The sequence below is a fragment of the Priestia sp. P1_B12_1 genome (genome assembly GCF_056406695.1).
Window position 1 is genome coordinate 81889 of sequence record NZ_JBFTZR010000004.1, and the last position, 24157, is coordinate 106045.

The 24157-nt window shown below is 33.9% G+C and carries 27 protein-coding genes; 16 read left to right on the forward strand and 11 right to left on the reverse strand.

Annotation, left to right across the window (positions count from 1 at the left end; genetic code table 11):
• Window positions 1-362 precede the first annotated feature (362 nt).
• Window positions 363-1526 carry a DUF418 domain-containing protein gene (locus AC1D0Y_RS15060; protein ID WP_060746385.1) on the forward strand — a complete coding sequence of 388 codons (1164 nt, stop codon included), beginning with the start codon at window positions 363-365 and terminating at the stop codon, window positions 1524-1526.
• A 131-nt stretch (window positions 1527-1657) separates the two neighbouring features.
• Window positions 1658-1945: a 3-isopropylmalate dehydrogenase gene (locus tag AC1D0Y_RS15065; protein ID WP_477707747.1), complete on the forward strand. Its 288-nt coding sequence runs from the start codon at window positions 1658-1660 to the stop codon at window positions 1943-1945.
• A 148-nt stretch (window positions 1946-2093) separates the two neighbouring features.
• Here AC1D0Y_RS15065 and AC1D0Y_RS15070 read toward each other — a convergent pair whose 3' ends face one another.
• A complete protein-coding gene (locus AC1D0Y_RS15070) occupies window positions 2094-2465 on the reverse strand; it encodes a hypothetical protein (protein ID WP_477707748.1) in 372 nt (123 codons plus the stop codon).
• Between the two features lie 209 nt (window positions 2466-2674).
• Entirely contained in the window at window positions 2675-2953 is a 279-nt protein-coding gene (locus tag AC1D0Y_RS15075) for a hypothetical protein (RefSeq protein ID WP_477707749.1), read from the reverse strand.
• 217 nt (window positions 2954-3170) lie between these two features.
• On the opposite strand from AC1D0Y_RS15075, the gene AC1D0Y_RS15080 reads away from it, so the two are divergent.
• The 7 genes from AC1D0Y_RS15080 (at window position 3171) to AC1D0Y_RS15110 (ending at window position 9470) form a co-directional block, all read left to right on the forward strand.
• Window positions 3171-3929 carry an IclR family transcriptional regulator gene (locus AC1D0Y_RS15080; protein WP_060746395.1) on the forward strand — a complete coding sequence of 253 codons (759 nt, stop codon included), beginning with the start codon at window positions 3171-3173 and terminating at the stop codon, window positions 3927-3929.
• A gap of 17 nt (window positions 3930-3946) precedes the next feature.
• Window positions 3947-4900, forward strand: coding sequence for a sugar kinase (locus AC1D0Y_RS15085; RefSeq protein ID WP_060746396.1), 954 nt, complete (start codon window positions 3947-3949; stop codon window positions 4898-4900).
• Between the two features lie 17 nt (window positions 4901-4917).
• A complete protein-coding gene (locus AC1D0Y_RS15090; protein ID WP_060746397.1) occupies window positions 4918-5580 on the forward strand; it encodes a bifunctional 4-hydroxy-2-oxoglutarate aldolase/2-dehydro-3-deoxy-phosphogluconate aldolase in 663 nt (220 codons plus the stop codon).
• Complete coding sequence (dgoD, locus tag AC1D0Y_RS15095; RefSeq protein WP_028409932.1) at window positions 5567-6715, forward strand: galactonate dehydratase; 1149 nt, start codon at window positions 5567-5569, stop codon at window positions 6713-6715. The genes AC1D0Y_RS15090 and dgoD overlap by 14 nt, the downstream gene beginning before the upstream one ends.
• A gap of 93 nt (window positions 6716-6808) precedes the next feature.
• Window positions 6809-8128: an MFS transporter gene (locus AC1D0Y_RS15100; RefSeq protein WP_102812833.1), complete on the forward strand. Its 1320-nt coding sequence runs from the start codon at window positions 6809-6811 to the stop codon at window positions 8126-8128.
• A 524-nt stretch (window positions 8129-8652) separates the two neighbouring features.
• On the forward strand, window positions 8653-9066 hold the full coding sequence (locus tag AC1D0Y_RS15105) for a DUF6892 domain-containing protein (RefSeq protein ID WP_477707750.1): 414 nt from the start codon (window positions 8653-8655) through the stop codon (window positions 9064-9066).
• Window positions 9067-9131: 65 nt separating this feature from the next.
• A complete protein-coding gene (locus AC1D0Y_RS15110; protein ID WP_060746400.1) occupies window positions 9132-9470 on the forward strand; it encodes a hypothetical protein in 339 nt (112 codons plus the stop codon).
• Window positions 9471-9640: 170 nt separating this feature from the next.
• Here AC1D0Y_RS15110 and AC1D0Y_RS15115 read toward each other — a convergent pair whose 3' ends face one another.
• The gene (locus tag AC1D0Y_RS15115; RefSeq protein WP_217598708.1) at window positions 9641-10267 is read right to left on the reverse strand and encodes a type 1 glutamine amidotransferase family protein; all 627 of its coding nucleotides are present in this window, start codon (window positions 10265-10267) and stop codon (window positions 9641-9643) included.
• A 492-nt stretch (window positions 10268-10759) separates the two neighbouring features.
• On the opposite strand from AC1D0Y_RS15115, the gene AC1D0Y_RS15120 reads away from it, so the two are divergent.
• On the forward strand, window positions 10760-11200 hold the full coding sequence (locus tag AC1D0Y_RS15120) for a YaiI/YqxD family protein (protein WP_028409936.1): 441 nt from the start codon (window positions 10760-10762) through the stop codon (window positions 11198-11200).
• A 107-nt stretch (window positions 11201-11307) separates the two neighbouring features.
• Here AC1D0Y_RS15120 and AC1D0Y_RS15125 read toward each other — a convergent pair whose 3' ends face one another.
• The 3 genes from AC1D0Y_RS15125 to AC1D0Y_RS15135 form a co-directional block, all read right to left on the reverse strand.
• Complete coding sequence (locus tag AC1D0Y_RS15125; RefSeq protein ID WP_060746402.1) at window positions 11308-11607, reverse strand: DUF2653 family protein; 300 nt, start codon at window positions 11605-11607, stop codon at window positions 11308-11310.
• 13 nt (window positions 11608-11620) lie between these two features.
• Entirely contained in the window at window positions 11621-12073 is a 453-nt protein-coding gene (locus AC1D0Y_RS15130; protein ID WP_060746403.1) for a hypothetical protein, read from the reverse strand.
• 809 nt (window positions 12074-12882) lie between these two features.
• Window positions 12883-13323, reverse strand: coding sequence for a cell wall hydrolase (locus AC1D0Y_RS15135; protein ID WP_028409572.1), 441 nt, complete (start codon window positions 13321-13323; stop codon window positions 12883-12885).
• Between the two features lie 155 nt (window positions 13324-13478).
• On the opposite strand from AC1D0Y_RS15135, the gene AC1D0Y_RS15140 reads away from it, so the two are divergent.
• The gene (locus tag AC1D0Y_RS15140) at window positions 13479-13886 is read left to right on the forward strand and encodes a hypothetical protein (protein WP_235593595.1); all 408 of its coding nucleotides are present in this window, start codon (window positions 13479-13481) and stop codon (window positions 13884-13886) included.
• A gap of 122 nt (window positions 13887-14008) precedes the next feature.
• On the opposite strand, the gene AC1D0Y_RS15145 is transcribed toward AC1D0Y_RS15140, so the two are convergent.
• Together AC1D0Y_RS15145 and AC1D0Y_RS15150 are read right to left on the reverse strand one after the other, a co-directional pair.
• The gene (locus AC1D0Y_RS15145; RefSeq protein ID WP_097823078.1) at window positions 14009-14185 is read right to left on the reverse strand and encodes a DUF8096 family protein; all 177 of its coding nucleotides are present in this window, start codon (window positions 14183-14185) and stop codon (window positions 14009-14011) included.
• Window positions 14186-14258: 73 nt separating this feature from the next.
• Entirely contained in the window at window positions 14259-14408 is a 150-nt protein-coding gene (locus tag AC1D0Y_RS15150) for a hypothetical protein (RefSeq protein WP_169305191.1), read from the reverse strand.
• Window positions 14409-15366: 958 nt separating this feature from the next.
• Here AC1D0Y_RS15150 and AC1D0Y_RS15155 point away from each other — a divergent pair.
• Together AC1D0Y_RS15155 and aspA are read left to right on the forward strand one after the other, a co-directional pair.
• Complete coding sequence (locus tag AC1D0Y_RS15155; protein WP_060746404.1) at window positions 15367-16638, forward strand: cation:dicarboxylate symporter family transporter; 1272 nt, start codon at window positions 15367-15369, stop codon at window positions 16636-16638.
• Window positions 16639-16675: 37 nt separating this feature from the next.
• Window positions 16676-18118 (forward strand): aspartate ammonia-lyase, encoded by a 1443-nt coding sequence (aspA, locus tag AC1D0Y_RS15160; protein ID WP_060746405.1) that lies wholly within the window; start codon window positions 16676-16678, stop codon window positions 18116-18118.
• Window positions 18119-18258: 140 nt separating this feature from the next.
• Here aspA and AC1D0Y_RS15165 read toward each other — a convergent pair whose 3' ends face one another.
• Window positions 18259-18411, reverse strand: coding sequence for a DUF8096 family protein (locus AC1D0Y_RS15165; protein ID WP_473453317.1), 153 nt, complete (start codon window positions 18409-18411; stop codon window positions 18259-18261).
• A gap of 430 nt (window positions 18412-18841) precedes the next feature.
• Window positions 18842-19894, reverse strand: coding sequence for a Delta(5) desaturase DesA (desA, locus tag AC1D0Y_RS15170; RefSeq protein ID WP_060746406.1), 1053 nt, complete (start codon window positions 19892-19894; stop codon window positions 18842-18844).
• A 1272-nt stretch (window positions 19895-21166) separates the two neighbouring features.
• Here desA and AC1D0Y_RS15175 point away from each other — a divergent pair.
• From AC1D0Y_RS15175 to AC1D0Y_RS15185, 3 genes are all read left to right on the forward strand, one after another.
• Complete coding sequence (locus AC1D0Y_RS15175) at window positions 21167-22273, forward strand: tetratricopeptide repeat protein (RefSeq protein WP_060746407.1); 1107 nt, start codon at window positions 21167-21169, stop codon at window positions 22271-22273.
• A gap of 79 nt (window positions 22274-22352) precedes the next feature.
• Window positions 22353-23024: a hypothetical protein gene (locus AC1D0Y_RS15180; protein WP_060746408.1), complete on the forward strand. Its 672-nt coding sequence runs from the start codon at window positions 22353-22355 to the stop codon at window positions 23022-23024.
• 22 nt (window positions 23025-23046) lie between these two features.
• Complete coding sequence (locus tag AC1D0Y_RS15185) at window positions 23047-23409, forward strand: hypothetical protein (RefSeq protein ID WP_060746409.1); 363 nt, start codon at window positions 23047-23049, stop codon at window positions 23407-23409.
• 485 nt (window positions 23410-23894) lie between these two features.
• On the opposite strand, the gene AC1D0Y_RS15190 is transcribed toward AC1D0Y_RS15185, so the two are convergent.
• Complete coding sequence (locus AC1D0Y_RS15190; RefSeq protein ID WP_060745088.1) at window positions 23895-24131, reverse strand: hypothetical protein; 237 nt, start codon at window positions 24129-24131, stop codon at window positions 23895-23897.
• Window positions 24132-24157: the final 26 nt, after the last annotated feature.

A 24157-nucleotide genomic window follows, 5' to 3' on the forward strand; every position in this document is an offset into this window, starting at 1 on the left:
ATTTTAATTCATCTTCAATTGTCGCTTAGAGTGGAATATTTTAAAAAAAGAAACCTTGAAAATACTAGGGTTTCTTTTTTTGTAATTAGTACTCTGCAGACGCCAGTATACCTTTTGGATTTTGGCTAAACCTGTTTCCAAAGCGGGCAGTCTTTGCACTTCTCAAAACGTATCCACGCTTTCTTTATCTCACTAAAAATAATTCATTCATTTATTTAAAATATTTAAAAATAAGGGTTGAAGGTGACGCAACGTAATCTAATATAGTTGAACTATGACATACCAAGAAGGAGAGTAACAAAAATAAACAATCCTTTTTAGGAACGTTATTAGAGTAAATGTAACGGATGGAGAGATGAGAAGTGAAGAATAAAGAACGAATTCGCTCTTTAGATATATTAAGAGGATTAGCGATTCTGGGAACATTAGGAACGAACATTTGGCTGTTTGCCTATCTGGGAGATATAAATTATATATTTACTTTTACCCATAACAAATGGTGGTTATCAGGAGATGATTTTTTAAGAATCCTTTTTCTATCCTTAATTAACGGGAAATTACTCGGCCTCTTAGCTATTATGTTTGGTGTTGGTTTAGAGCTGAAATATCAGCAATCAAAACGATTAAATCAGACTTGGCCAGGAAGGTACATATGGCTGTCTTTACTTTTATTAACGGAAGGGCTTTTGCACTTTATTTTTGTCTTAGAGTACGACATTTTAATGTCTTATGCAGTAACTGCCATTGTCGTATCGTTTATCGTGAAAATGCGAAAGACGATGATACGAATAACAATGATTAGTGCAGCAGGGATTCATCTTTTCTTTATAGTACTTGTGTTCTTAGGTGTGCTAACTAACTCAATAGGAGATGAGCTAGTTGCTGTCCCAAAAGAAGTGGTGAACCTTTATCAACATGGATCGTGGATGAACCAAATGCAGTATCGACTTTTTCATTTTTGGGAGCTGCGCACAGAAGCAATTTTCGTCATTCCATTTAATATATGCATGTTTTTAATTGGTGTTTTACTAGTGAGAATAGGGGCTTTTGACAATAATTCCAATGGTATTAATATCAGAAAGAGGATGATGAAGACGGGACTTTTAGTTGGGCTACCTCTGAACCTATTATTATTTGTTCCTGGAGGATACTTTGATTTTCCAGTGAGGTATGTATTTGCCCCTATTTTATCGCTTGGATACATGGGAGCCATTAGTTTCCTAATTGAAAAATTTCAGGACTTTTCATTATGGAGGGTTTTAGAAAAAGTAGGTAAGATGTCTTTAAGTTGTTATGTGTTACAGAATGTTTTAAGCTCAATTTTATTTTATGGATGGGGCCTTGGGTGGGGTGGACACCCTCGTTCATTCTTCGTCATTTTTGTTTGGATACTAATCTGCTTGTTTCAAATGTTATTTGCTGCTTTGTGGCTTCATTATTTTAAAATGGGTCCTATGGAATCAGCGCGTAAACGCTTAGCCAGTTTAGTTATAAAGAAAAATATAAAGAAAGATCTTAAATTGTAAGTCAGCTTCTTTTTGATGAATATAAAACATGTTATAAGAAGCAAAACTTTCACATAGAATGTTATGTTAAAGTTATATTAGATATTGATAATTTTAACCAATTAATAGTCCGTAGAGGAGAATTAAAGAAAATGGCTACCTTTTTCTTAATACTTATCGGATTCTTTATTATCATTTCAAATATCGTTGGATTTATATCCTACAAAAAAAAGAAAAGTTTATACGCTGCTGCTTTTACAATATTGATACTGGCGGCTTTATTTGGGGCAATAGGCGGTACATTAGCACTGTTGATCATTAGAGACGCGTTTGCCATATTTTATGGTTTACAAGTTGGATACTACTTACTTATAAATAGCGCAATTGTTCTGATACTGGCAGTTATAGTCACAGTTATAAAACAATATAAGAATAAATAGAAAATTTGCTTAGTAAGATTTATAAAGTGATATTAAAGCTACTTTGGAAGAAGTAAAAAAATAAGTTGGGGCTAATGTAAGACCTGTTTCAACAATCAAAACAGCCTTTAAATTGACAAATCTAAAGGCTGTTAGTATACCTAGATATTTAATATTCCTTGTATGTAACAGTTACATCCTTATAATCATTAGGACTTATTGGGTCAAATAGATAGTGGATTTTTAATTTGTTCGGATTCATCCATTCTAATTTGTAGCTATCCTCGTAAAACATTCTGTAACCATCATCACCACGAATATCCACAAGTTTTTTTGATAATAATTTAAATTTTAACAGTTGATAGACCTCACTATGACGCGTTTCTTTAACCACAAAAGCTTCATTCCTATTAGGAGAATAAAAAGTCGTGTATGTAGCATCACTATCTATCATCAGCCACCAGCAAAAATTACTTACTATGAGAAAAGTCGCACATATAACAGTAAGGGTTTTTAACGTTTTATCTTTTAGTTTATACATAATAATCCTGGTAACAGATAACAAAATTATGATATTTATAGTCAGATTAATAGTTTCTTGAGAAAAGTTAGTACCTTGGACATAAATACCATTCGAATTTAAAACAAATATTATAATTCTTAGTAGAATACTTAATACACAAATTGATAACGTCACACTAAAATTTCTTCCCAAAATGATTTTACCTCTTCTAATTAGTGTTATAACCTTCAAAAACTTATCCAATATAGATTCGCACTAGCAATCAACCCAAAAGATATAAATCCCACAATTTTTACAGGGTGAGTAATTTTATATGCAGCAAAGGGATTAACTCTTCTTATTACCTCTGCGAAGAGCAGAGTGCCTATGGATGCAAGTGCTAGTCCAAGCAACAAAGCATTCTCCTTTAACTGAACAAAATCAAAAATTAAATAAATGAGAAAGACCCATAAATAAGCTAAAAAGATATTTAAAACAATAGATAATAAAAAATCTTTATTTTTCATGATTAGCTCCCATTACAATTTTTTCTAGTTTCTATGATTTTATCATAGAAACTTTTTTATATTGCTATTTATTAATCAGTTCTCAGGAACTGTCATAAATATATTTATTTAATTTGTAAAAATATTTTGAATTAATGATCGGTCTATGATAATATTTAAATCAGTAAATCATATATAAAATTTAAAATCACATATGTGATTCAGAAAGGATTTCTTCATGTCAGTAAAATCAGCAGAACGTGTATTAAGGGTATTTGAATTAATTGCTCAACATCCCGAGGGACTAACAGTAAAAGAAGTTAGTGATTTACTTTCGCTTCCGCAAAGCAGTACGTTTAACCTTGTGGGAACACTTCACAATGAAGGGTATTTAAATCAGGACTCATTAAAGAGGTACAAGCTAGGGCCAAAGCTAATTCAAATTGGAACAGCGGCTATGGAATCATTGGATATTTCTTCTGAAGGAAAGCCGTACTTAAAGAAACTGATGGAGGATGTTCAGGAAACTGTGTTTATGGCTTTGCTGTCAGATGGAGAATTAGTCTATGTTGTTAAGATTGACAATAATCGCTCTATTAGAACAACAGCTCAGCCTGGTAACCGTAAGCCGCTCTATTGTACAGGGTTAGGAAAAACCTTTTTAGCTTTTCTTCCTAAAGATCAGCGAGAACAGCTGCTTGAACATATAGAGCTGCTGCCTATTACGGATTATACAATCACAGATAAAAAAGTGCTTAATGATAATCTAGATTCTTTTATTCAAACGGGCTATGCAATTGATGATGAAGAAAATGAAGAAGGATTATTTTGCCTTGCTGCACCTGTATTTGGAGCGAAGGGAAGCATTCAAGCTGCTATTAGCGTAGCTGGACCTAAAGAAAGAATGCTGAAGCATAAGGACTTTATAGTAGAAAGGCTGCTTCAAACGTCAGCTAATATATCTTTTATTGCTGGATATGAAGAGGCGAAGAGATAAATGAAAAGAGGGGTAAAATGGATGTGATAAGCATGGGGGAAACAATGATTCTGTTTACCCCACACTCGAATGGGAAGATGAGATATGCTAAGGATTTTTCTTCGAAAATTGCAGGAGCAGAAAGCAACACGTTGATTGCCCTGTCAAAACTCGGTTATCAAACGGGATGGGTTAGCCGATTAGGAAAAGACGAGCTAGGAGAGCGGATTCTTTCAAGTATTAAAGGAGAAGGAATAGATGTAAGACATGTGATATTTGATGATAATGCTCCTACAGGTCTGTTTTTAAAACAAAAAACAAATGAAATGAACAGTAAAGTCTTTTATTACAGACAAGGTTCAGCAGCAAGCTTTATGAATCCGCGTGATATGAATGAAGAGTATATCTCTTCTGCAAAATACTTATACGTGACAGGAATTACACCTGCGCTGAGCGATTCTTGCCACGAAGCGGTTTTTCAAGCGATGAAAGCTGCTAAAAAAAATGGTGTAAAAATAGTGTTTGATCCAAATTTGCGCAAGACGCTTTGGGATGAAACAGCTGCGCGTCAAACGCTAACTAAAATGGCTGCATATGCGGATATTATCTTACCAGGAATGAATGAAGGCCAGTTTTTATTTGAGAAGGATAATCCTGAAGATATTGCATCAGCGTTTCATCAATTAGGTGCAGAGCTAGTTGTTATTAAGCTAGGTGAGGAAGGAGCTTATTATTCGACTAAAAATGAATCCGCTTACGTGGAAGGTTTTAAAGTTGCTAGAGTGATAGATCCAGTAGGAGCTGGTGATGGGTTCGCCGCGGGGATACTATCGGGACTAATAGATAAATCCTCTTTAAAAGAAACGGTTAGAAGAGGGTGTGCTATAGGAGCTATGGTCGTAACCGTAGAGGGTGACATTGAAGGCTTGCCTGATAAGAAAGAGCTTTACGAATTTATGAATGCGATTACAAAAGAAGACGTTATACGATAAAAGGAAGGGGCTTACCAATGACGGATAGTTTATCACATTTATTAGAGCATAAAATCGTTGCGATTATTAGAGGAGCCAAACCGCAGGATGTAGTGAAAATTGCTTCTGCGCTTAATGACGGCGGTGTAAAAAATATAGAAATTACTCTAAATTCGCCTGACGCACTTTCAGCCATTAAAGAGGTTTCTACAGAGCTGGGTGATCAAGTGTTAGTAGGAGCAGGTACAGTGCTTGATCCTGAAACAGCACGTTCAGCTATTTTAGCAGGAGCAAAGTTTATCCTTTCTCCAACTGTTAACACGGAAACGATTAAGCTAACGAAAAGATACGGTGCGGTGAGTATTCCAGGGGCTTTTTCACCTACTGAAATTCTAACGGCATATGAAAATGGGGGAGATATTATAAAAGTATTTCCTGCTAGGCTGGGTGCTAGCTATATTAAAGATATTCGAGGGCCGCTTCCCCATATTCCGCTTCTTCCAACAGGAGGAGTGAGCTTAGACAATATTCAAGAATTTGAAGAAGCAGGTGCTGTAGGGTTTGGTATTGGAAGTTCTTTAGTTGATACAAACCGTGAAATTACTCATGCATACCTGCAGGAGCTAACACAAAAGGCTAAAGCGTACGTAGCCGCGGTAAATCGTATAACGAAAGGGGAAAAAGTACATGAAAATTACTAATTATGAATTGTTCCAAGTGCCGCCACGCTGGTTATTTTTAAAAATAGAAACGGACGAAGGAATTGTTGGTTGGGGAGAACCTGTTATTGAAGGAAGAGCCTCTACCGTTAAAGCTGCAGTAGATGAGCTGATGGAGTATCTTATTGGCAAAGATCCATTAAATATTGAAGATCATTGGAATGTTATGTACAGAGGCGGTTTCTATCGAGGCGGACCTATTTTGATGAGTGCGATATCAGGAATTGATCAAGCTCTGTGGGACATAAAAGGAAAATATTACGATGCTCCTGTACATCAACTGTTAGGCGGAAAAGCAAGAGAATCTATTAAAGTATATTCTTGGATTGGAGGAGACCGGCCTTCAGATGTAGGCGAAGCAGCAAGAGAAGTTGTTTCACAAGGGTTTACAGCAGTAAAAATGAATGGAACAGAAGAGCTTCAATATGTGGATTCATATGAAAAAATTGATCAAGTAGTAGAACGTATTGCTGCTGTCAGAGAAGCAGTGGGACCTTATGTAGGAATAGGTATTGATTTTCACGGACGTGTACATAAGCCAATGGCAAAGATTTTAGCTAAAGAACTAGAGGTCTATCGCCCAATGTTTATCGAAGAGCCGGTTTTGCCGGAAAACAATGAGGCGTTAAGAGAAATTGCCAATCACGTATCCATTCCTATTGCTACAGGAGAAAGAATGTTTTCAAAATGGGAGTTTAAAAAGCTCTTAACGGACGGATACGTCGATATTATTCAGCCTGATTTATCACATGCAGGAGGAATTACAGAATGTAAGAAAATTATTTCAATGGCTGAAGCCTTTGATGTAGCAGCTGCACCTCATTGCCCGTTAGGACCAATTGCATTAGCTGCGTGTCTTCAAGTAGATGCAACGTGTCACAACGCATTTATTCAAGAGCAAAGCTTAGGCATTCATTACAACCAAGGCAGTGATTTACTAGATTATATTGTTGATAACCACGTATTTAAATACGAAGAAGGCTTCGTGAAAATTCCTGATGGACCTGGTTTAGGTATTGAAATTAACGAAGACCATGTTAGAAAAATGGCTGATATCGGCCATAATTGGCGTAATCCAGTATGGCGTCATAAAGACGGTTCTGTAGCGGAATGGTAAAGGGGAAACCATTTTAGTACAAAAGATCTGATTGACAAATGACCGTCAGTCAGATCTTCTTCTTAAATTAGTCATATACAGGGGGATAAGGGAATGAAGGGGTATAGCGAAAAGCCGACTCGCGTTAGATTTCGTGTTTTAGCATTTATTTTTATAAGCGTTGTCATCAACTATATGGATCGAAGTAATATTTCTGTAGCTGCCACAGCCATGTCCAAAGATTTAAAGCTATCATCAGTAGAACTGGGTCTCATATTTTCAGCCTTTGGATGGGCTTATGCTGCTTTACAAATACCAGGAGGGGTAATGGCTGACCGCTTTGGCGCTCGTGCTACGTATGCCTTTAGTTTAATTACCTGGTCTATCGTTACGCTACTGCAAGGATTTACTAAGGGATTTGTGAGTCTTTTTGGTCTGCGTTTAGCGACAGGAGCATTCGAAGCACCGGCTTTTCCGACCAATAATAAAGTAGTCACCAGCTGGTTTCCAAATCAGGAAAGAGCATCAGCTATTGCTTTTTATACTTCAGGACAGTTTGCAGGGCTAGCATTTTTAACACCTACACTAGTTACCATTCAGCACTTTTTAGGGTGGAGAGGTCTGTTTATTACTACAGGGATTATTGGTATAGCGTGGGGCATTATGTGGTATATCTTTTATCGTGATCCTTCTCAGCATAGCAAAGTAAACAAAGCAGAGTTACAGCATATCGAAGAAGGTGGAGGCTTAGTTAAAGCTGCTGATACGAAAGGAGAAAGGGCAAAGTTCGAATGGGGAAATCTTAAAGAAGCCTTTTCTCACAGAAAGCTATGGGGCATCTACTTAGGACAGTTTGCCGTCAACTCTACTTTATGGTTCTTCCTTACCTGGTTTCCAACGTACCTTGTGGAGTACAGAGGGTTAGATTTCTTAAAATCAGGATTCTTAGCATCAGCTCCGTTTTTAGCAGCATTTGTAGGGGTATTATTATCTGGCTTTGTATCGGACGCCTTAGTGAAAAAAGGAGTATCACTAGGTATTGCAAGAAAAACACCTATTATCGTAGGACTGCTTTTATCAACTTCAATCATTGGAGCCAATTATGTAAATAGCACATCTCTCATTATCATGTTTATGGCTATTGCGTTTTTTGGAAATGGCCTAGCTTCTATTACATGGGTTTTTGTCTCAACGCTAGCGCCTAAACATTTAGTTGGTTTGACAGGCGGAGTCTTTAACTTTATCGGAGGTTTAGCTTCTATCATCGTTCCAATTGTTATTGGTTTCTTAGCTAAAGGAGGAAACTTTGCTCCAGCGCTAGTATTCATAGCGGCATTGGCCCTTTTAGGAGCACTTTCATATATCTTCCTTGTAGGAAAAGTAGAAAGAATTAAAGTGGTTAAAGACGAAGAATTGAATCGAGATATTGTGTAAGGTTGTTTATAGTTCTATAGTTTTTATAGAAATCATTTGTGGCTGGATTAAAAGAGAATTCGTAAAAGTCTTATTAAAGATAGAGCATAAATTTTGTTGGAGACCAACGGGTTTATGCTTTTTTTTACTTATAAAGAAGAACTTCAGTCCGTACAGGAATAAGATCATTAGATTAGGTAGTAGTGATATTCATGAATACAAAAAGCATGATAAAATATACAAAGTTTCTACCTTTTATTAACAATAGTCAAAGAATAATAGATAGAAAATGATTATTAGACAATTGAAGATGTATTTATGAAAAAGGTTTTAACAACTTCTGCTGTATTATTACTAGTGGTATCAGCTTGCAGTAGTAATCAAACCAAGTAGATAAGAGCAGACCTTCTTTTACAAGGGCTGTTATTTCTCTGCCTGTCAAAGTCAACAATATAAGCAGGTTTTGTCTATAGATGATTGTTATAATACGAATAGTGCAGGGGCGATTACAAGCCTATTACAGAAATAAAATCGGAGGTAGTAAAATGGGGAAAAGTGAAATGTTTACAGATTTTAATTTTAAACTAGTGGTTATTGAAGCTTTATTAGATCAAGATCCGTTATTTCTAAAAGAATTAACCGATTTAAAAGATAAGTATACCAATAATTTCGAATGGTATTCTGGAGCTGGACCCATTTTTGAAATCAAAAATTATTTAGAAGAGTTAACGTTGGAAAAGAGTGATTTGGAAAAGGTTGAATGCCTTTGCTTTGATGGAGGTAATGAAATTTATCATATCCTAAAGCCAGATTGGGACGGCGAAGATAGTTTATTTGACGTACTATCTGTTGAAGGATTTCAGAACTTAAAGAATCTAAAAACAGTGGACTATATTTCAATGTGCGATCCAGAAGTATTAGAACCATTCAAGGAAGCCGGAATTACGATTGAGGATTAATGAGAAGGACGTATTGTAGTAAGGGAAGCAATTCGTCTTTATGAAGAATAAAGGGAGAACCAGTAATGAAATATAATGTTCAAATCTATGAAGATAACCAAGGAATGCTTATGGTAGATGTGCCTGATGAAAATTTTTTAGTTATAGATTTATTATTAAGTGATGTACAAGAAGATGGATCAAAATTATGGCTAGATTTAATTGATAAAGTACTTTCAAAGAAATCTTCTTATGAAGAATTAACTGGAAATGCCTGTACTATAGAAATTAAATATGATGTAACAAAAATTATGAATGAATATGCTGAAGAAGAACAAAATGCGAATTGTCTAATTGAAACAGCTGAGCTAAAACAGATTCTGCTTAAATGGGATGATGCTGTTAGAAATAAATACGCAGAATAGAAATTAATTAATTTAAAAGTATAGTGGAGCCTTTATACGAGATGAAGAAAAAATAAATCTCTTATAAAGGCTTCTTTTTGTTTCTTTCTAGTCAACATAAAACAGACTATAGGTATCTACAAAAATAAAAAAGAAAATTATTGTAATCGACCTTGTATATAATTAGGAATCTATAATGAGTTCATTAACTGAAAAAAGTATTCGGACTTCTGAGTTTTATTTAAGCTATACCATGAATCTAATGTATTTGATGCAAATACATCTAATTTTTTTAATACGTCCCTCGCGAATTCTAGAGGTGCTACTCCTGAAGCAGTAATCATGTTATTATCGGATACTACAGGTCCAATCTCATACAACTTCTCTCCTTTATAATTAGGACAGACCATTTTTGTATATTCTAAGTTATTCAGCGTATGCTTTCTAGAATCTAAGTATCCATTATTTGCAAGGGCATCAGTAGCACCACAAATTGCAGCTACAATAGTACCAAGCTCTAAAACTTCCCCAACTTTTTTCAATATAGGTTGATGAATCTCCTCACTCCATGTAGTTCCTCCCGGTAGAATTAAAAGATCTTTATCCAGAAGAGTGCACTCATCAAGAGAAATATCCGGCTGTATACTCAGTCCCCCCATTGTTTTAATAATTTCTTTATTAACTCCTACCGTCATTACTTTTAAAGGGGCTAAGCCTTGCCTGAAATATCTTCCTGAATTTAGTTCAGCAATTAAATATCCATACTCCCAATCTGACATTGTATTAAATACATAAATATAAACTTTTTTTGTTTGCATATTAAGCCTCCCGAACTGACGTTCTCTATATTATACCATTTTAAAGGCATATATCTATAAAAATGTTAAAATATTCAGAAAAAATTAAGGAGATTGAGAATCATTTGAAAGAAAACAAAATAGAAAAAGTCGTAATGGTAGGATTAACGACTCCACACTTAGAGTATTTATATTTTGGATCTATTTGAGTTGTTATTTCCTCAACATTACAAGGTCCATATAAATGAATTAAAAACAAATCTCACCACACTCCCAATAAATAGAAAACACATTATTATTATGGGTTTCATAAGTGATAATAACATCTTTTTCATACTTTAGAAAATTACGTGAGATCAAATTAGCTTCTCCTTTTAAAAAAGAGAGCATCAAACGCGCGCTTTAATACAACAACTGTTTTTTAATAATTTTAGGTAAAATATCTTTATCATTTGACAAAGGATAAGTCTTCCATTATCATCAACTCAAACTTATTTACGGGGAGAGTTAAAGATGAAAATTTATGTTGATGCAGATGCTTGTCCGGTAAAAGATATCATTATCTCTGAAGGTACTAATGCTGAAATTCCTGTTATCCTTGTTACTAGCTTTTCTCATTTTTCTAATGTGGAACAACCATCAGGAGTGGAAACCATTTATGTTGATTCTGGGGCAGATGCTGCGGATTATCGGATTATGGGGTTAGTAGAAAAAGGGGATATAATCGTTACGCAAGATTATGGTCTTGCTTCGCTAGGTTTAGCAAAAGGGTGTGTGGTACTTCACCATAATGGGTCTAGCTATACAAATGAAAATATTGACCAATTATTACAAACACGTTATTTGAGTGCAATGGCTCGAAAAAGTGGAAAGCGTACAAAGGGGCCAAAACCATTTACACCCGAAGATAGAGAGAAATTTAAGGGGCTTTTTAAAAGAGCAATTTCACGTTAAAAAAGAACCATCCATTTTCAAGAAAAACCTAGAAAAACAAATTGTCCAAATATTAAACTAAACTTATTGGTTCCAGTACGAAAATGCTCGGAAGTCTCATGTCAAAATTAATTACTAATTACTTGAATAGATGCAGTAAATCTATTCTTTTCCGAAAAAGATAAATTAACTTGTAGATGATTCGCGACTAACTGGTGATAGTCCTGTAAATATACTGCAACAGCATCAATGATGTCTTGTTCATGCAATCGCGCTGTACGTCCTAATGCTAAGGTGGAAGCAGTAATCCCAAGGGAAGGATGAAGCTCCAAATCTACTTCTACCTGTTCAGGTTCAATTCTTTCTTTTAGAGCAATATAAATACAAACGCTATCCACAATATCTTGTTCGTTAAATAGTACTTCCATTCTAAATTTCTCCTTAATATCTTCTTCTTGTAAAGATGTTTTTAACTACCCAAATGATGACTAAAATCACAAGTATATCTACAAGAATTCCTAAAAAAGAAAATCCATGTGAAGGATTATTTCCATATGCACCGTTATAATTCCCACCAAATGGATGAAGCATATGCCCTAAAAACGCACCTGTTCCAAAAGCTGCAGCATGAGTCAGTATACTTTTTGCTCGTGAAGGCGGGGTCTGGTTATATGTCGTGTGAGACCTAGTATATGATGGTGTTCTTGTAACGTTGCTTGACGGAGACTTATATCCAGAATGATAAGTGCCACTTGAATATGTGCCCCTATCTGAATGAGAACTGAACGAAGAACTGTGACTGAAAGAACTATGACCACTAAATCCTTTTGCCTGAGCAACATTTGGTAAAGCTATTGCAAATATTAATACAAATATTAAGGTCAATTTTTTCATTACAATTACTCCTGTCTTTATTAATCTAATATAGCTAATTTATAATAAAGTTTCTTTCTTAGAGAGTTTATGTAGCTGTTACTATACCACTAAATTTATAATTTTCTACTATTTTCATCTATTTTTAATGTGATTTTAAGATGAATTTTAGAGTGACTATCATGATTGGAAAAAGTAGAGTATATTCGATTACCCTACGGTTCCCAAATTGGTAGTATGGAGGGAGGAAAGTGAAAATAGTAGAGGTACAAAAAGATAAAAATACTTATAATCATGCTAAAGAGCACTCCTGTTTTTTGAATAAAGGGGTGTTCTTCTACAATAAATTTTGTATGACAACCTATCAATTTATGTGTTATGATGACTATAGACCTAATCTTTCTTATACTTTAGTATAGAAAACTTAAATTCTCAAGAAGTGCCCTTATTCTCCAATACCATTAACGATGAGGGTGCTTTTTTTTTATGCGAAAAATTCATGAGTGCTTGCCAACTGTATGATACGAATATGTTTTGATAAAAATATATAGCGAACAGGTGTAATTAACATGACAGAAAGGAAGGAGGCTGCTCAGGCTTCTGGCTGCAACTTTAATCAAAACTTCATATACTAAAGAGATTATTTTTTTCCTAGTTTATATAAGATAAATAGAAACCAATTGAATAAGTAAAAAGCTACAACTAAAAATGAATGAAACAAAGACCCTCAAGTTCTCTATACTGTTGAATTTGAGGGTGTTATGTCATATTTAAATTATTAACTATTTTTCATTAATAGTAGAGACATTAATAGAAAACTCCTCAATAACTTAACCTCTATAAACACTAGCACATGTATCTGGTTTTGGCTCATAATAACAATGATTTTTAAATTGACCAGATGCAGGTTGACCGTACCATGTTGGAGGGCACGGAGCATGGGGATTAAAATACCAAAGAGCAAATTTCGCTGGGTGTTGTCTCCAATAATCCAAATTCTGCTTTGCTAATCTTTTTTCAACACCTCTTGCTCTTTGATAAAATACATTGCCTTTTTGAACAGCTTCAAACGAATAATTCCCCCCCTGGACTTGATAAATGACTTGTGAAACGGTTCTTAAATTTTTAAAGTCTATACAATTTGCTGCAAGACGATTAACAATTACATTTCCCACATATAACATTCCTTGTCTTCCTTCACCCTCAGCTTCTGCTCGCATCATCCTTGCCATTAAGTTAATGTCTGAATTACTGTACTTTACTCTTGCCATTTATTCACCCCCAAAACATAGTATGAAAAAAAGCCTATATTGATGTCATTGTTTATAAGCTAGCAATGCTTAGTTTTCACATATCATCGCGCATATTTAATCATTACCATTAAATAAATTGATACTAATTAGCTACCGCAGTAGGTGATCGTTAGATGCTTATCGAATACGTTATAGGCAGTAACATTGTAAATCGAATGCCTCAAGTTTTAAAAATATGCCTTCGCAATAAATATCATCTCTCAGCCTGTACTAGTTACAAATCTGGCACTGATTCATTTGTGCAATTTACTAATATTAAACTTTTAAGGAGAGAGGAAATGGGAACATTATTTAATCAAACAACACGAAAAGATTATTTTGATAATGATGCTGTTAAATTTCTTGATACAGTAAAAACTCTTGCAAGAGATCATGGCCTGACAGTTGAAGAGACCTGTCGTGTTTTAGAACTATCTATGAAAATTGATGATTATGACCGCAAAGATGAACACATAGTAGCATTAGGACGATTAATAAAAGATTTAATTAATGAAATTTCTATGTTAAGAGAAAAGTTATAACATAATAAAGTAGAAAAAACATCTAGAGAGTAAGATATTTCTTCTACTTTAAGATGGCTAAAACACAGTTAAACTAAAAAAGAGAAGGTTTTTAACCTTCTCTTTTTCTATATCATCGATGTTTAAATACTCTTTTTCATTCCGCATTCTCGACATTCACGTAAGAATACGCCACCCTTTACAGAACTTTTGAAGTAAGATGAATTGCAGTTGTTACATCTGCCACTCACCTTATCGGGAAATGCAGCATAGTCATACACTTTATCTAGATCGATTTCTTGCTCTTTTATTTCTTCCAGGTTGATCACTCTTTTCTATTTGGCTTTTATTAGACTACCACAATTACATCTTTATAGAAGGGGTATGTTAAAATTACTCTGGTTTTTCCACTAGTTGCATCTGAAAAATTTGCGTTTCTTGAATATTGGCTCTTTGAAGTTCCTGTTTAAAGGATTCTCCTTCTTTTAGTTTAATGATTTTCTTTGAACCGTCACGTAACGTGTATACTCTAAAATTGTACATGAATGTACCTCCACCAAAATAAATGCTTCCTGTACACGATTTCTTCAGGAACTAAGCCAAGCGAACAAGGTTAATATTTAAATAATAGTTCGTCGTTATTTAAATATTCTTCACTTCTATGAGGCTTGTCTAAATAAAATGTACGCGAAATGAATAATAATCTTCTTGATTTATCTGTTGTATATAAATATAATGTAATTGAAGTACGCAAAAAGAGAACATGAAATTTAAAATACACTTTTCGTTATTATCATTTTTTGATTCCATTCATTATCTATATGCAAGAAACGCATGTTTATTATAATGAGATTACAGTATGAAGAGATTGAAGGAGATACCCCAACTTAATGCTGTAGTTTCGTTAATTAAGTTACACCTGGAATAAATCCTAAATTCCTTTAGCTTTCGGAGAGATATGTGTAGTTACTATGATTGAGACTTTTTGAAAGCGATATCATTTCGTTTAAAGAAAAACATTTTAAGAGATTTAATTATTTTAACAAGTTATAGAGATATCTAGTGTTATTGCTACCTTATCTCTAGACACTAGATAAAAAAGAAGATATTTCTTTATCTGAAATGAGGGAATAATAGATTAGGATATTGTTGTCTAACATTCATATAAATCTAGAAGTGACTGTCACTAGATTTATATGAATGTTAGACAATAAACAGGATTTCAAAAAGGTTAAAAGGATAATAGAAAATCTCTTTATAAACGATACTATATGCTCAGGTATATAAGATGAGCCGAAAAAGTGTATTTTACATTAAAGATTTTGAAAACGCTTTACTGAAGGGGGGGAGTTAATTTCAAATCAGATGGTTACCATTTATTTTAAAGGTTATTCACACATTGGACTTATTTTTATTTATTGTCTTTTTTTATAGACGCTAGCCTAAGCATAGGCTCTCTTTAAGTGTTTTAATGAACTGCAAATTGAAAGGGGTTACAACTATGAAGAAATTAGGATTAGCTACACAAATATTTATTGGACTTGCGTTCGGGATTGCTATAGGCGCTATTTTTTATGGAAACAATACAGCGATGGCAATTCTTCAACCTTTAGGAGATATTTTTCTTCACCTAATCAAAATGATTGTTATTCCTATCGTTGTATCTGCCCTCATCGTATCTATAGCTGGTGTAGGTGATATTAAAAAGTTAGGAAGACTAGGTGGAAAAACCATTCTTTATTTTGAAATTGTTACTACCATTGCATTAGCAGTGGGATTATTAGCCGCAAATTTATTCCATCCAGGTAGTGGTATAGATATGGGGAACCTTGAGAAAGGTGATATATCCAAATATGAAGAAACATCTAAAACAACTGAGAGTGCAGGTGTAGCAGCTCAAATCGTTCATATTATCCCAACTAATATATTCCAATCATTGACTGAAGGAAATTTATTAGCAATTATCTTTTTCTCAGTCTTATTTGGTCTAGGAGTCGCAGCAATTGGAGAAAAAGGCAAACCAGTTTTAAACTTTTTTGAAGGCGTACTAGAATCCATGTTTTGGATGACAAACTTAGTTATGAAATTTGCTCCATTTGGCGTATTTGCTTTAATTGGTTTGAATGTGGCGAAGTTTGGAATTGGTTCATTAATCCCTTTAGGAAAGTTAGTACTCGTTATATATCTGACCATGATTTTCTTTGTTTTTGTAGTATTAGGTATTATTGCAAAAATGGCTGGAACTAATGTTTTAGTCCTTATAAAAATCTTAAAAGATGAGTTAATTTTAGCGTTTACAACCGCAAGCTCTGAAGCAGTATTGCCAAGGTTAATGACTAAAATGGAGAACTTTGGTTGTCCGAAAGCTGTCACATCATTTGTTATTCCGACAGGATATACCTTTAACCTTGATGGATCATCCATTTACCAAGCCATTGCTGCCCTTTTTATTGCACAAATGTATGGCATTCATTTATCTTTCGTAGAACAAATTACACTTTTACTTGTATTGATGTTGACTTCTAAGGGAATGGCAGGAGTTGCAGGAGCATCATTTGTTGTTGTATTAACAACATTGGGCTCAATGGGATTACCTTTAGAAGGTATGGCATTCATTGCTGGCATTGATCGCATCTTAGATATGCTTCGGACATCTGTCAACGTAGTAGGTAACGCATTAGCTGCTATTGTGATGTCTAAGTGGGAAGGCGGATTCGATAAAGAAAAAGCAAAGCATTATACAGATTCTATTAAAAAATCAGATGTAGCTTAAAATAATTTATTTGTTTATAAAGAAGGAGATCAATATTATGACAGATATAGGAACGCTTGGAAAACAAGATGTAAGAATTGAAAAAGATTTCTTAGGAACGAAAGAAGTGCCTGTCAGCGTTTATTATGGAATTCAAACATTACGTGCAGTTGAAAATTTCCCAATAACAGGTTACCAGATTCACCCGGAACTCATTAAAGCATTAGGAATCGTTAAAAAGGCTGCTGCTCTTGCTAATATGGAAACAAAAAGGTTATATGATGGGTTGGGTAATGCAATTATTGAAGCAGCAGACGAGGTTATTGAAGGGAAAAGAAATAATCAATTTATTGTTGATCCAATACAGGGTGGTGCGGGGACCTCAATGAATATGAATGCAAATGAGGTTATCGCAAATAGAGCTTTAGAGTTACTTGGTCATAAGAAAGGTTCTTATTCCGATTTAAGCCCTAATAGTCATGTAAACATGTCACAATCAACAAATGACGTATTTCCAACTGCTATCCATATTGCAACGCTTAATCTGTTAAATAAGTTACTGAAAACAATGAATTATATGCATAGTGTATTTCAGAAAAAGGCAGAACAATTTGATTCTATTATAAAGATGGGACGTACTCACCTACAGGATGCGGTTCCAATCCGTCTTGGTCAAGAATTTGAATCATATAGTCGTGTTCTTGAGCGCGATATGAAACGTATTAAGCAATCTTATGGACATTTATATGAGGTTAATATGGGAGCAACTGCAGTTGGAACGGGTTTAAATGCAGATCCACGTTATATCGAAAATGTTGTAAGATATCTAGCAAATATCAGTGGTTTACCACTTAAGAAAGCCAATCATCTTGTAGACGCGACTCAAAATACAGATGCTTATACAGAAGTCTCTGCTAGCTTAAAAGTTTGCATGATTAATATGTCTAAAATTGCGAATGATATCCGATTAATGGCATCGGGTCCTCGTGCAGGATTAGCTGAACTTATATTACCAGCTCGTCAACCTGGTTCATCTATTATGCCTGGAAAGGTCAACCCTGTCATGCCTGAAATGATTAATCAAGTAGCTTTTCAAGTTATAGGTAATGATCATACAATTTGCCTGGCATCGGAAGCAGGTCAACTTGAACTAAATGTGATGGAGCCTGTTCTTGTATTTAACTTGCTTCAGTCAATCAGTATTATGAATAACGCATTCCACGTCTTCACAGACCATTGTCTAAGAGACATTGAAGCAAATGAGGGACGTTTAAAAGAGTATGTAGAAAAAAGTGTAGGGATTATTACAGCCGTAAATCCACATATCGGATATGAAGTAGCAGCACGAATTGCTAGAGAGGCTATTTTAAATGGAAAGTCGGTACGAGAACTATGTTTGCAATATGACGTATTGACTGAGGAGGAGCTTGAGTTAATTTTAAATCCCTATGAAATGACGAACCCAGGTATATCTGGCAGCTCTCTTTTTGACAGAAATTAATTTTTAAAGCGTGCTCCATATTAAGCTTATCGTATAAGCCACCTACTTTGGATATCCCTAGGTGGCTTATTTTCTATATACACGTCAAAAAATACCAACTACGATTCAAACCATGCTATTTTTTATAGTCTAAATACCACCTAAATGCTTTTCTTCATGCCACACTCTCGACATTCACGTAGAAAAATGCCCCCTTTTATAGAACTTTTGAAGTAAGATGAACTGCAGTTATCGCATTGGACACTAACTTTATTCGGAAATTCAGCATAGTCGTAAACTTTATCAAGGATGATTTTTTGCTATTCTTTCTCTTCTATAAGGAAAAGAGGTATCAGAGAGAGCAATTAAAAATACTTCATCATATAAAGCCATGGCAAAAGCATTAGAAAATCTTTCAAAGGAAGATATTGCTTCATTGTTAAACATGCATAAAAGTTTATTGACTTCTTTAAAAGAAATGCACTTCTAACAAGTAAAGAGCCTAATTGGATATTCGATTTGCTTTCTTATTTTCCTACCGATAACACTTTTTATATTAACTAAAGGCGTATATCATATACAACTTAAACACAGAAAAAACTACTGCTCCTGTACAGTAGTTTTTTCTGTTACTTGAATTTTATTTAAAAGGGTCTATGAGAGAATGCTTCACAGCATCTTAAGCAGTTTGTTCAATTCACTATTTATTATTCATTTTATAAATTTAAATAAAAAAGAAGATATTCAATTTTTATTGAGGTTGGGTCTTTTGTTATTCAAATTCATACGAGATTTTTTATTGTCTAGTAGATGCTTAATTTCTTTGAAGCTTACAAAACTTTTATTTTGTTGATCTAAAAGTCGAAAACGAAGGGACTTCAAGCTTGTACTTAGTGTAATTGTTGTTGCTTTCTGTAATGGTGGCGTAGACTCATGCGCCTTTTCTAAATTATAGTTTGGAACTCTTGGAGCCAAATGATGTACATGATGGAAACCAATATTACCTGTTACCCATTGTAAAACTTTAGGGAGCTTGTAATAAGAGCTACCATCAACCGCAGCTTTCACGTAATCCCACTCCTTTTCGTTTTCAAAGTAGGAATCCTCAAATTGATGCTGTACGTAAAATAGCCAAATTCCCAGTGATCCTGCTACAAAAAGGATGGGAGCTTGAACGAGCAGAAAAGCTTGCCAACCAATACCCCAACATAAAAGTGCATACACTGCAACAATTGAGAAATTGGTTAAATATGTGTTCAAACGTTCCTTTCGTTTCGCGTCTTTTCGATTCAATCGGTTAGAAACTAAGAAAAGATAGATGGGACCTAATCCAAACATAACAAGTGGATTGCGGTACATTCGGTAAGCTAACCGCCCCCAGTAGGAAGCTGTAACATACTCGTCAACTGTCATGACCCACACATCACCAGTTCCTCGTTTATCTAAGTTGCTGCTCGTGGCATGATGAATCGAGTGGCTTCGTTTCCACTGTTCATACGGAAACATGGTGATAACCCCACTGATTGTGCCAAGGATATTATTCGCTTTTCGGTTTTTGAAAAATGATTGATGACAACAATCATGGAAAATAATGAAGGTTCGGACGACGAACCCGGCTGTAACAATAGCTATTGGCAGTGTTAGCCAATAAGAAACGGACAAACTTTTATAAGCTAGAAACCAAAGTAGTAAAAACGGAAGAAATGTGTTTATTAATTGCTTTATACTCGATTTCGTATTGGATTTTTCAAAAGGTGCTACATTTTTTCTTAATTCAGTCGTTTTTTGTTTGCTCATGTGTTCCTCCTTACATCTTTCTTTACATTGATTAGTATTCAACTCTTCTTTATATTTATAGTAGAACATAGTAGCTGGTAATAAAAGATATAAACGTCAAGTAGTTAGTATGACAATTGTCATACATGTGTGAATGTATTTTCTTAATAAAAGGAAAAGGGTATGAAAAAATTCAGTTTCATTAAAGCATTAGCATTATTTCAGTCCTAGCTATTTAAAAGCACTCATCAGTGTGTACCTTTCCAACAGGTTTTGTGCCACTATTTTTAAAATATAATGCGAACAAGTAACTACTTCTACTATAATGTCTAGGATTGGAGGTAGCTTTTCAGAGCTATGAAGTTTCAACTGTCGTGTACTTTGTTATAAAACAGAAAAACCTATTGGTTCATCTGGCACCAGTAGGTTTTTCTATTTAAAACAACAAGGATTTTAAAGTATTGGATAGATGCCTCACGGCGTCTTGTTTAGTTTGCTCGTTATAGTAGATATTATTCAACGTAGGCAATCTAAATATAATAAAATGAAAAATAATATTAGATTGTTTTTGTCAGAAATTATAACAAAGTCATAACTTGCTTATATCGGTTTATATGTAATGTATTAAATCCAAAATCTGCTCTTTTCTTTTTGAGTAGTTTTTCTCAGTTTATTTCAGCTGATACAGCTAGCTGGGTATGTTGGGCTTATGGAACGGAGATCGTTATCGCAGTAGGTTTGTGGTTTATCTAACATTTCTCTCCCTCCCTTATGAATGAATACTATCATAAAAATAAATAGACCATCCTACTTATTTAAATAGTTAGTTGAACTATAAGGATAAAACATCATAAACAGAGCAAACTACATGAGACGCCGTGAGGCATCAGCCAAAACCCTTACAGCAATAGAGTAGAAAAAACCTACCTTTGTGGATTGAAAAGAGATAGGTTTTTTTCTGTTTTTAGGGTGTATAAGATATACATATTTAGTTAACATAATTACTCTTTCCGGAGTATGCACCTTTTTATACATCCTTGATTTCTCAACGTTCTTTGCAAGGACATTCGCAAAATACATGAATAAAAAGTGCACGTTTTATTCATATGCTCGTACAGAAAAATATAGTCCGTAAGGTAAAAAATGTGTTATTATATGTCTGCACATGCATTTTATAGTAAAAAGCCACCTGTCCTGCAAATAATGGGTGGCTTTTTATTTTGTTGTTGTACATAAGGAACTTTACTAAGCCTACAGATAAAATTGAGTTTAATGTTTAGAAGGAGTATGAATATGAGCAAGTATGATGAAATAGATTTTGAAGAGATTGCGCTTGAAATGCAAAAGCAAGTTGAACAGGACCCTCACAACGTAAAGCTAAGAAATGAGCTTGCTATAGTGCTTATGGAGACAAATGAATATGAAGAAGCATTTTTTCAACTACAAACTGCTGCTAAAATTAAACCTTCTGTTCAAACCCTTTATAATTTAGCCTATTTTTATTTTACAGAAGGAAAACCAATTATAGAGGCTACGAGTAATACTAAAGAAACACAAGGTTTTGAAGAAGAGGCAGAAGAAGAATCCATGTCTTATACATGGGAAATGGCAGATAAAGAAGCATTTGATATAGTGGAAGATTTATTGAAAAATAAACCTGGGCATTATTTTATCTACAACTTAATGGGTGAGATGTACATAAAAAAAGAAAAGTATGAAGAAGCCATAAATGTATTAAAAAAAGGTATCCACTTAACACCTTCACTAGAAAATCTAAATAATCTTGGGTTATGTTACTACAAAAAAGGAATGTTACCTGAAGCTGCTGAATGTTTTCATAAAGCGCACCCACTACGATCCTGTAACAACTATAGTTTGTTTCCGTTACTTAGCTATGGAATTTGTCTAGCACAACTAGGAAGGGGATCAGAAGCAAGAGAAGTTGCAAAAGAATTACTTTTTTTGAGTGAAAAAGAGGAAGAAGCATTGGAAGCTGATATAGCTGAAATATATTATATTCTGGGGGATTATGAGGGATTTGTTGATATCTACTCTAAGTTAGATTGGGATTTTTATTCAGAAGCATTTCTTCCAACTTATTTTTACTCGTTATGGAAGCTTTCAAAAATAAAAGAAATCGAAGACATTGCTTCTAAAACTATTCAAAGAAAAGAAAAAGAGATAAAGGAAGTCATTCAAGATCCAGATGAGGAAGAAGATTTTAAAGATGAATACGAAGAAGAAACAATGGAAGAGATTACTTTCATTAAAAATGCAGTTAGAGAAATTTATAAGGGGAAAGCTCCTATTATAGATTATAAGCCTCAAGTAGAAACCAGATGTTATTTGTACGGCTGTTTTAGACATACAAATTCAAACCCTAACTATTTTTCTATATAAGATGCAGCAAATTTTTGAGATCAAATAAGAAAAATTACTGTTTTTTTGCAGGTTCTTTTATATGGGAAGGAGGTTTTATATGAGCGAAATTTGGATTCAACAAGAGCAGTTAAATGCGGAGTTTGATGAAATGGTGGGGCACTATGTTCAATTGGAAGGACCTATTGATTCTGTTTACTTTATATCTGAAACAATGGAAAGTGTTGACGATAGGGATGAACAAAGGGAATTCTTACGCAATTTCTTAATTGGGCAGGATAGGTATCCTTTATATCTTACATTCCTTTGTGATGATATGATGGCAGAGGAGTTTGAAGAGGAATTTAACCAATTAGGTATAGAATATAGGTATGAATTATTAGAGGAAAAACAAGCCTACTATACATTTTTTAAACGGGTTACCTATCACCCTCGACGCTTTACTTTACCAATTAAAGACGCGCGTACATTATCCTTAGCATTAGAACATACCTTTTATCTTGCTAATATGAACGAATTTTATTCGCTTTCTTATTCTGATAATTTAAGTTTTGAGCTCAAGAGAGTGAAGGAATGGGGCAAATGGAAAAACGTATCTATCCCTATCTTTAAGACAGAAGAAGATACTACATTCATAACTATTTTCCATGATGGAGCAGGGTTTTTCTTGTATTCAAACGAGGATATATATTCATCTATACAAAAAGTGTGCTCAACTTTCCCAGAACACTCAAAAGTAGTACAAATTAATGACCAACTACTTGATATTTAAGTAAAAGAAAGGGGACTAGATAATGGGGCGTATTTCTAGGTTCGTAAAAAATATATTTTTAAAGGAATATCAAACTTTTGCTAAAGAATTAGGCTTTAACTCTTGGGATGATGTCCTTGATAATACATATGAGATATTCAAAATGCCTCCCGATGCTTCTTACCTTGTTACACAATCTAAAGAAGATAAGTGGATTGTATGGAATGATGAAGGTAGCCTTCCTTATTCATTTTTTGTATTTAGTACATGGTTTGATGCTATCAGTTATCTTAGAAAGATATTTGAAGAAGGTAAGTATGAAGAACACTATTGGAGACCAGAGGGATTTGATCCAGGAGAAAATGTTTTTAAGAATATACCTGACAAAGAAAAAAATAATGAATAATAGAATGTTTTGAAATAAAGTCAAATACACAGTCCGTAAAAGTATACATTTTTAGCTACCATTTAGTTATTTACAAAAAATATGTACGTTCAGTGACATCTAATAAGGAGAGATACTTTAATGGTACTAGTTTTACTAGTTTTTTATCAAACGATTTTGTTTAGCATTGTACTAATAGTTAAAGTACTATTAGAAAATTACAATGAATCATTATTTCATTTAAATTCAATAATGTCATTTTTGGGGTCATACTTCATTTATGGACTAGCACTCTTATTTTTAGTATATGTTTATAAACGATATAATACTACCTCGTTTAAAAGAAGAATCATAACATCTATATTGTCTTTTTTGCTTTCTTTTTTTGTAACGATTATATTTTTATCAATGATGGAAAAATATGATATTGTTTACTTACGGTTATATTTTGGTACTTTATAATTAGCAATCCTAATAAAAAGCTATCTCATTCTATGAGATAGCTTTTATAGCATACTTTCGGGTAATAAATCCAAAGAAAAAATTAAAATAATAAGAGCTAAAAGAAAAGAAATAAGATTAATCCACCATTTATTCTTTGATTTAATACCCCAAATGCCAACTGGTATTACAAATAAATATTTTGCAATGGTCTCATTTACATTCATTACTTCAGGGAGAAAAACACTTGCTAAATACATACAAACAGCTATTATTAAAGAATTTCTAATTATGATTAACAAAGTAAGTATCCTCCGTTAAATATTTT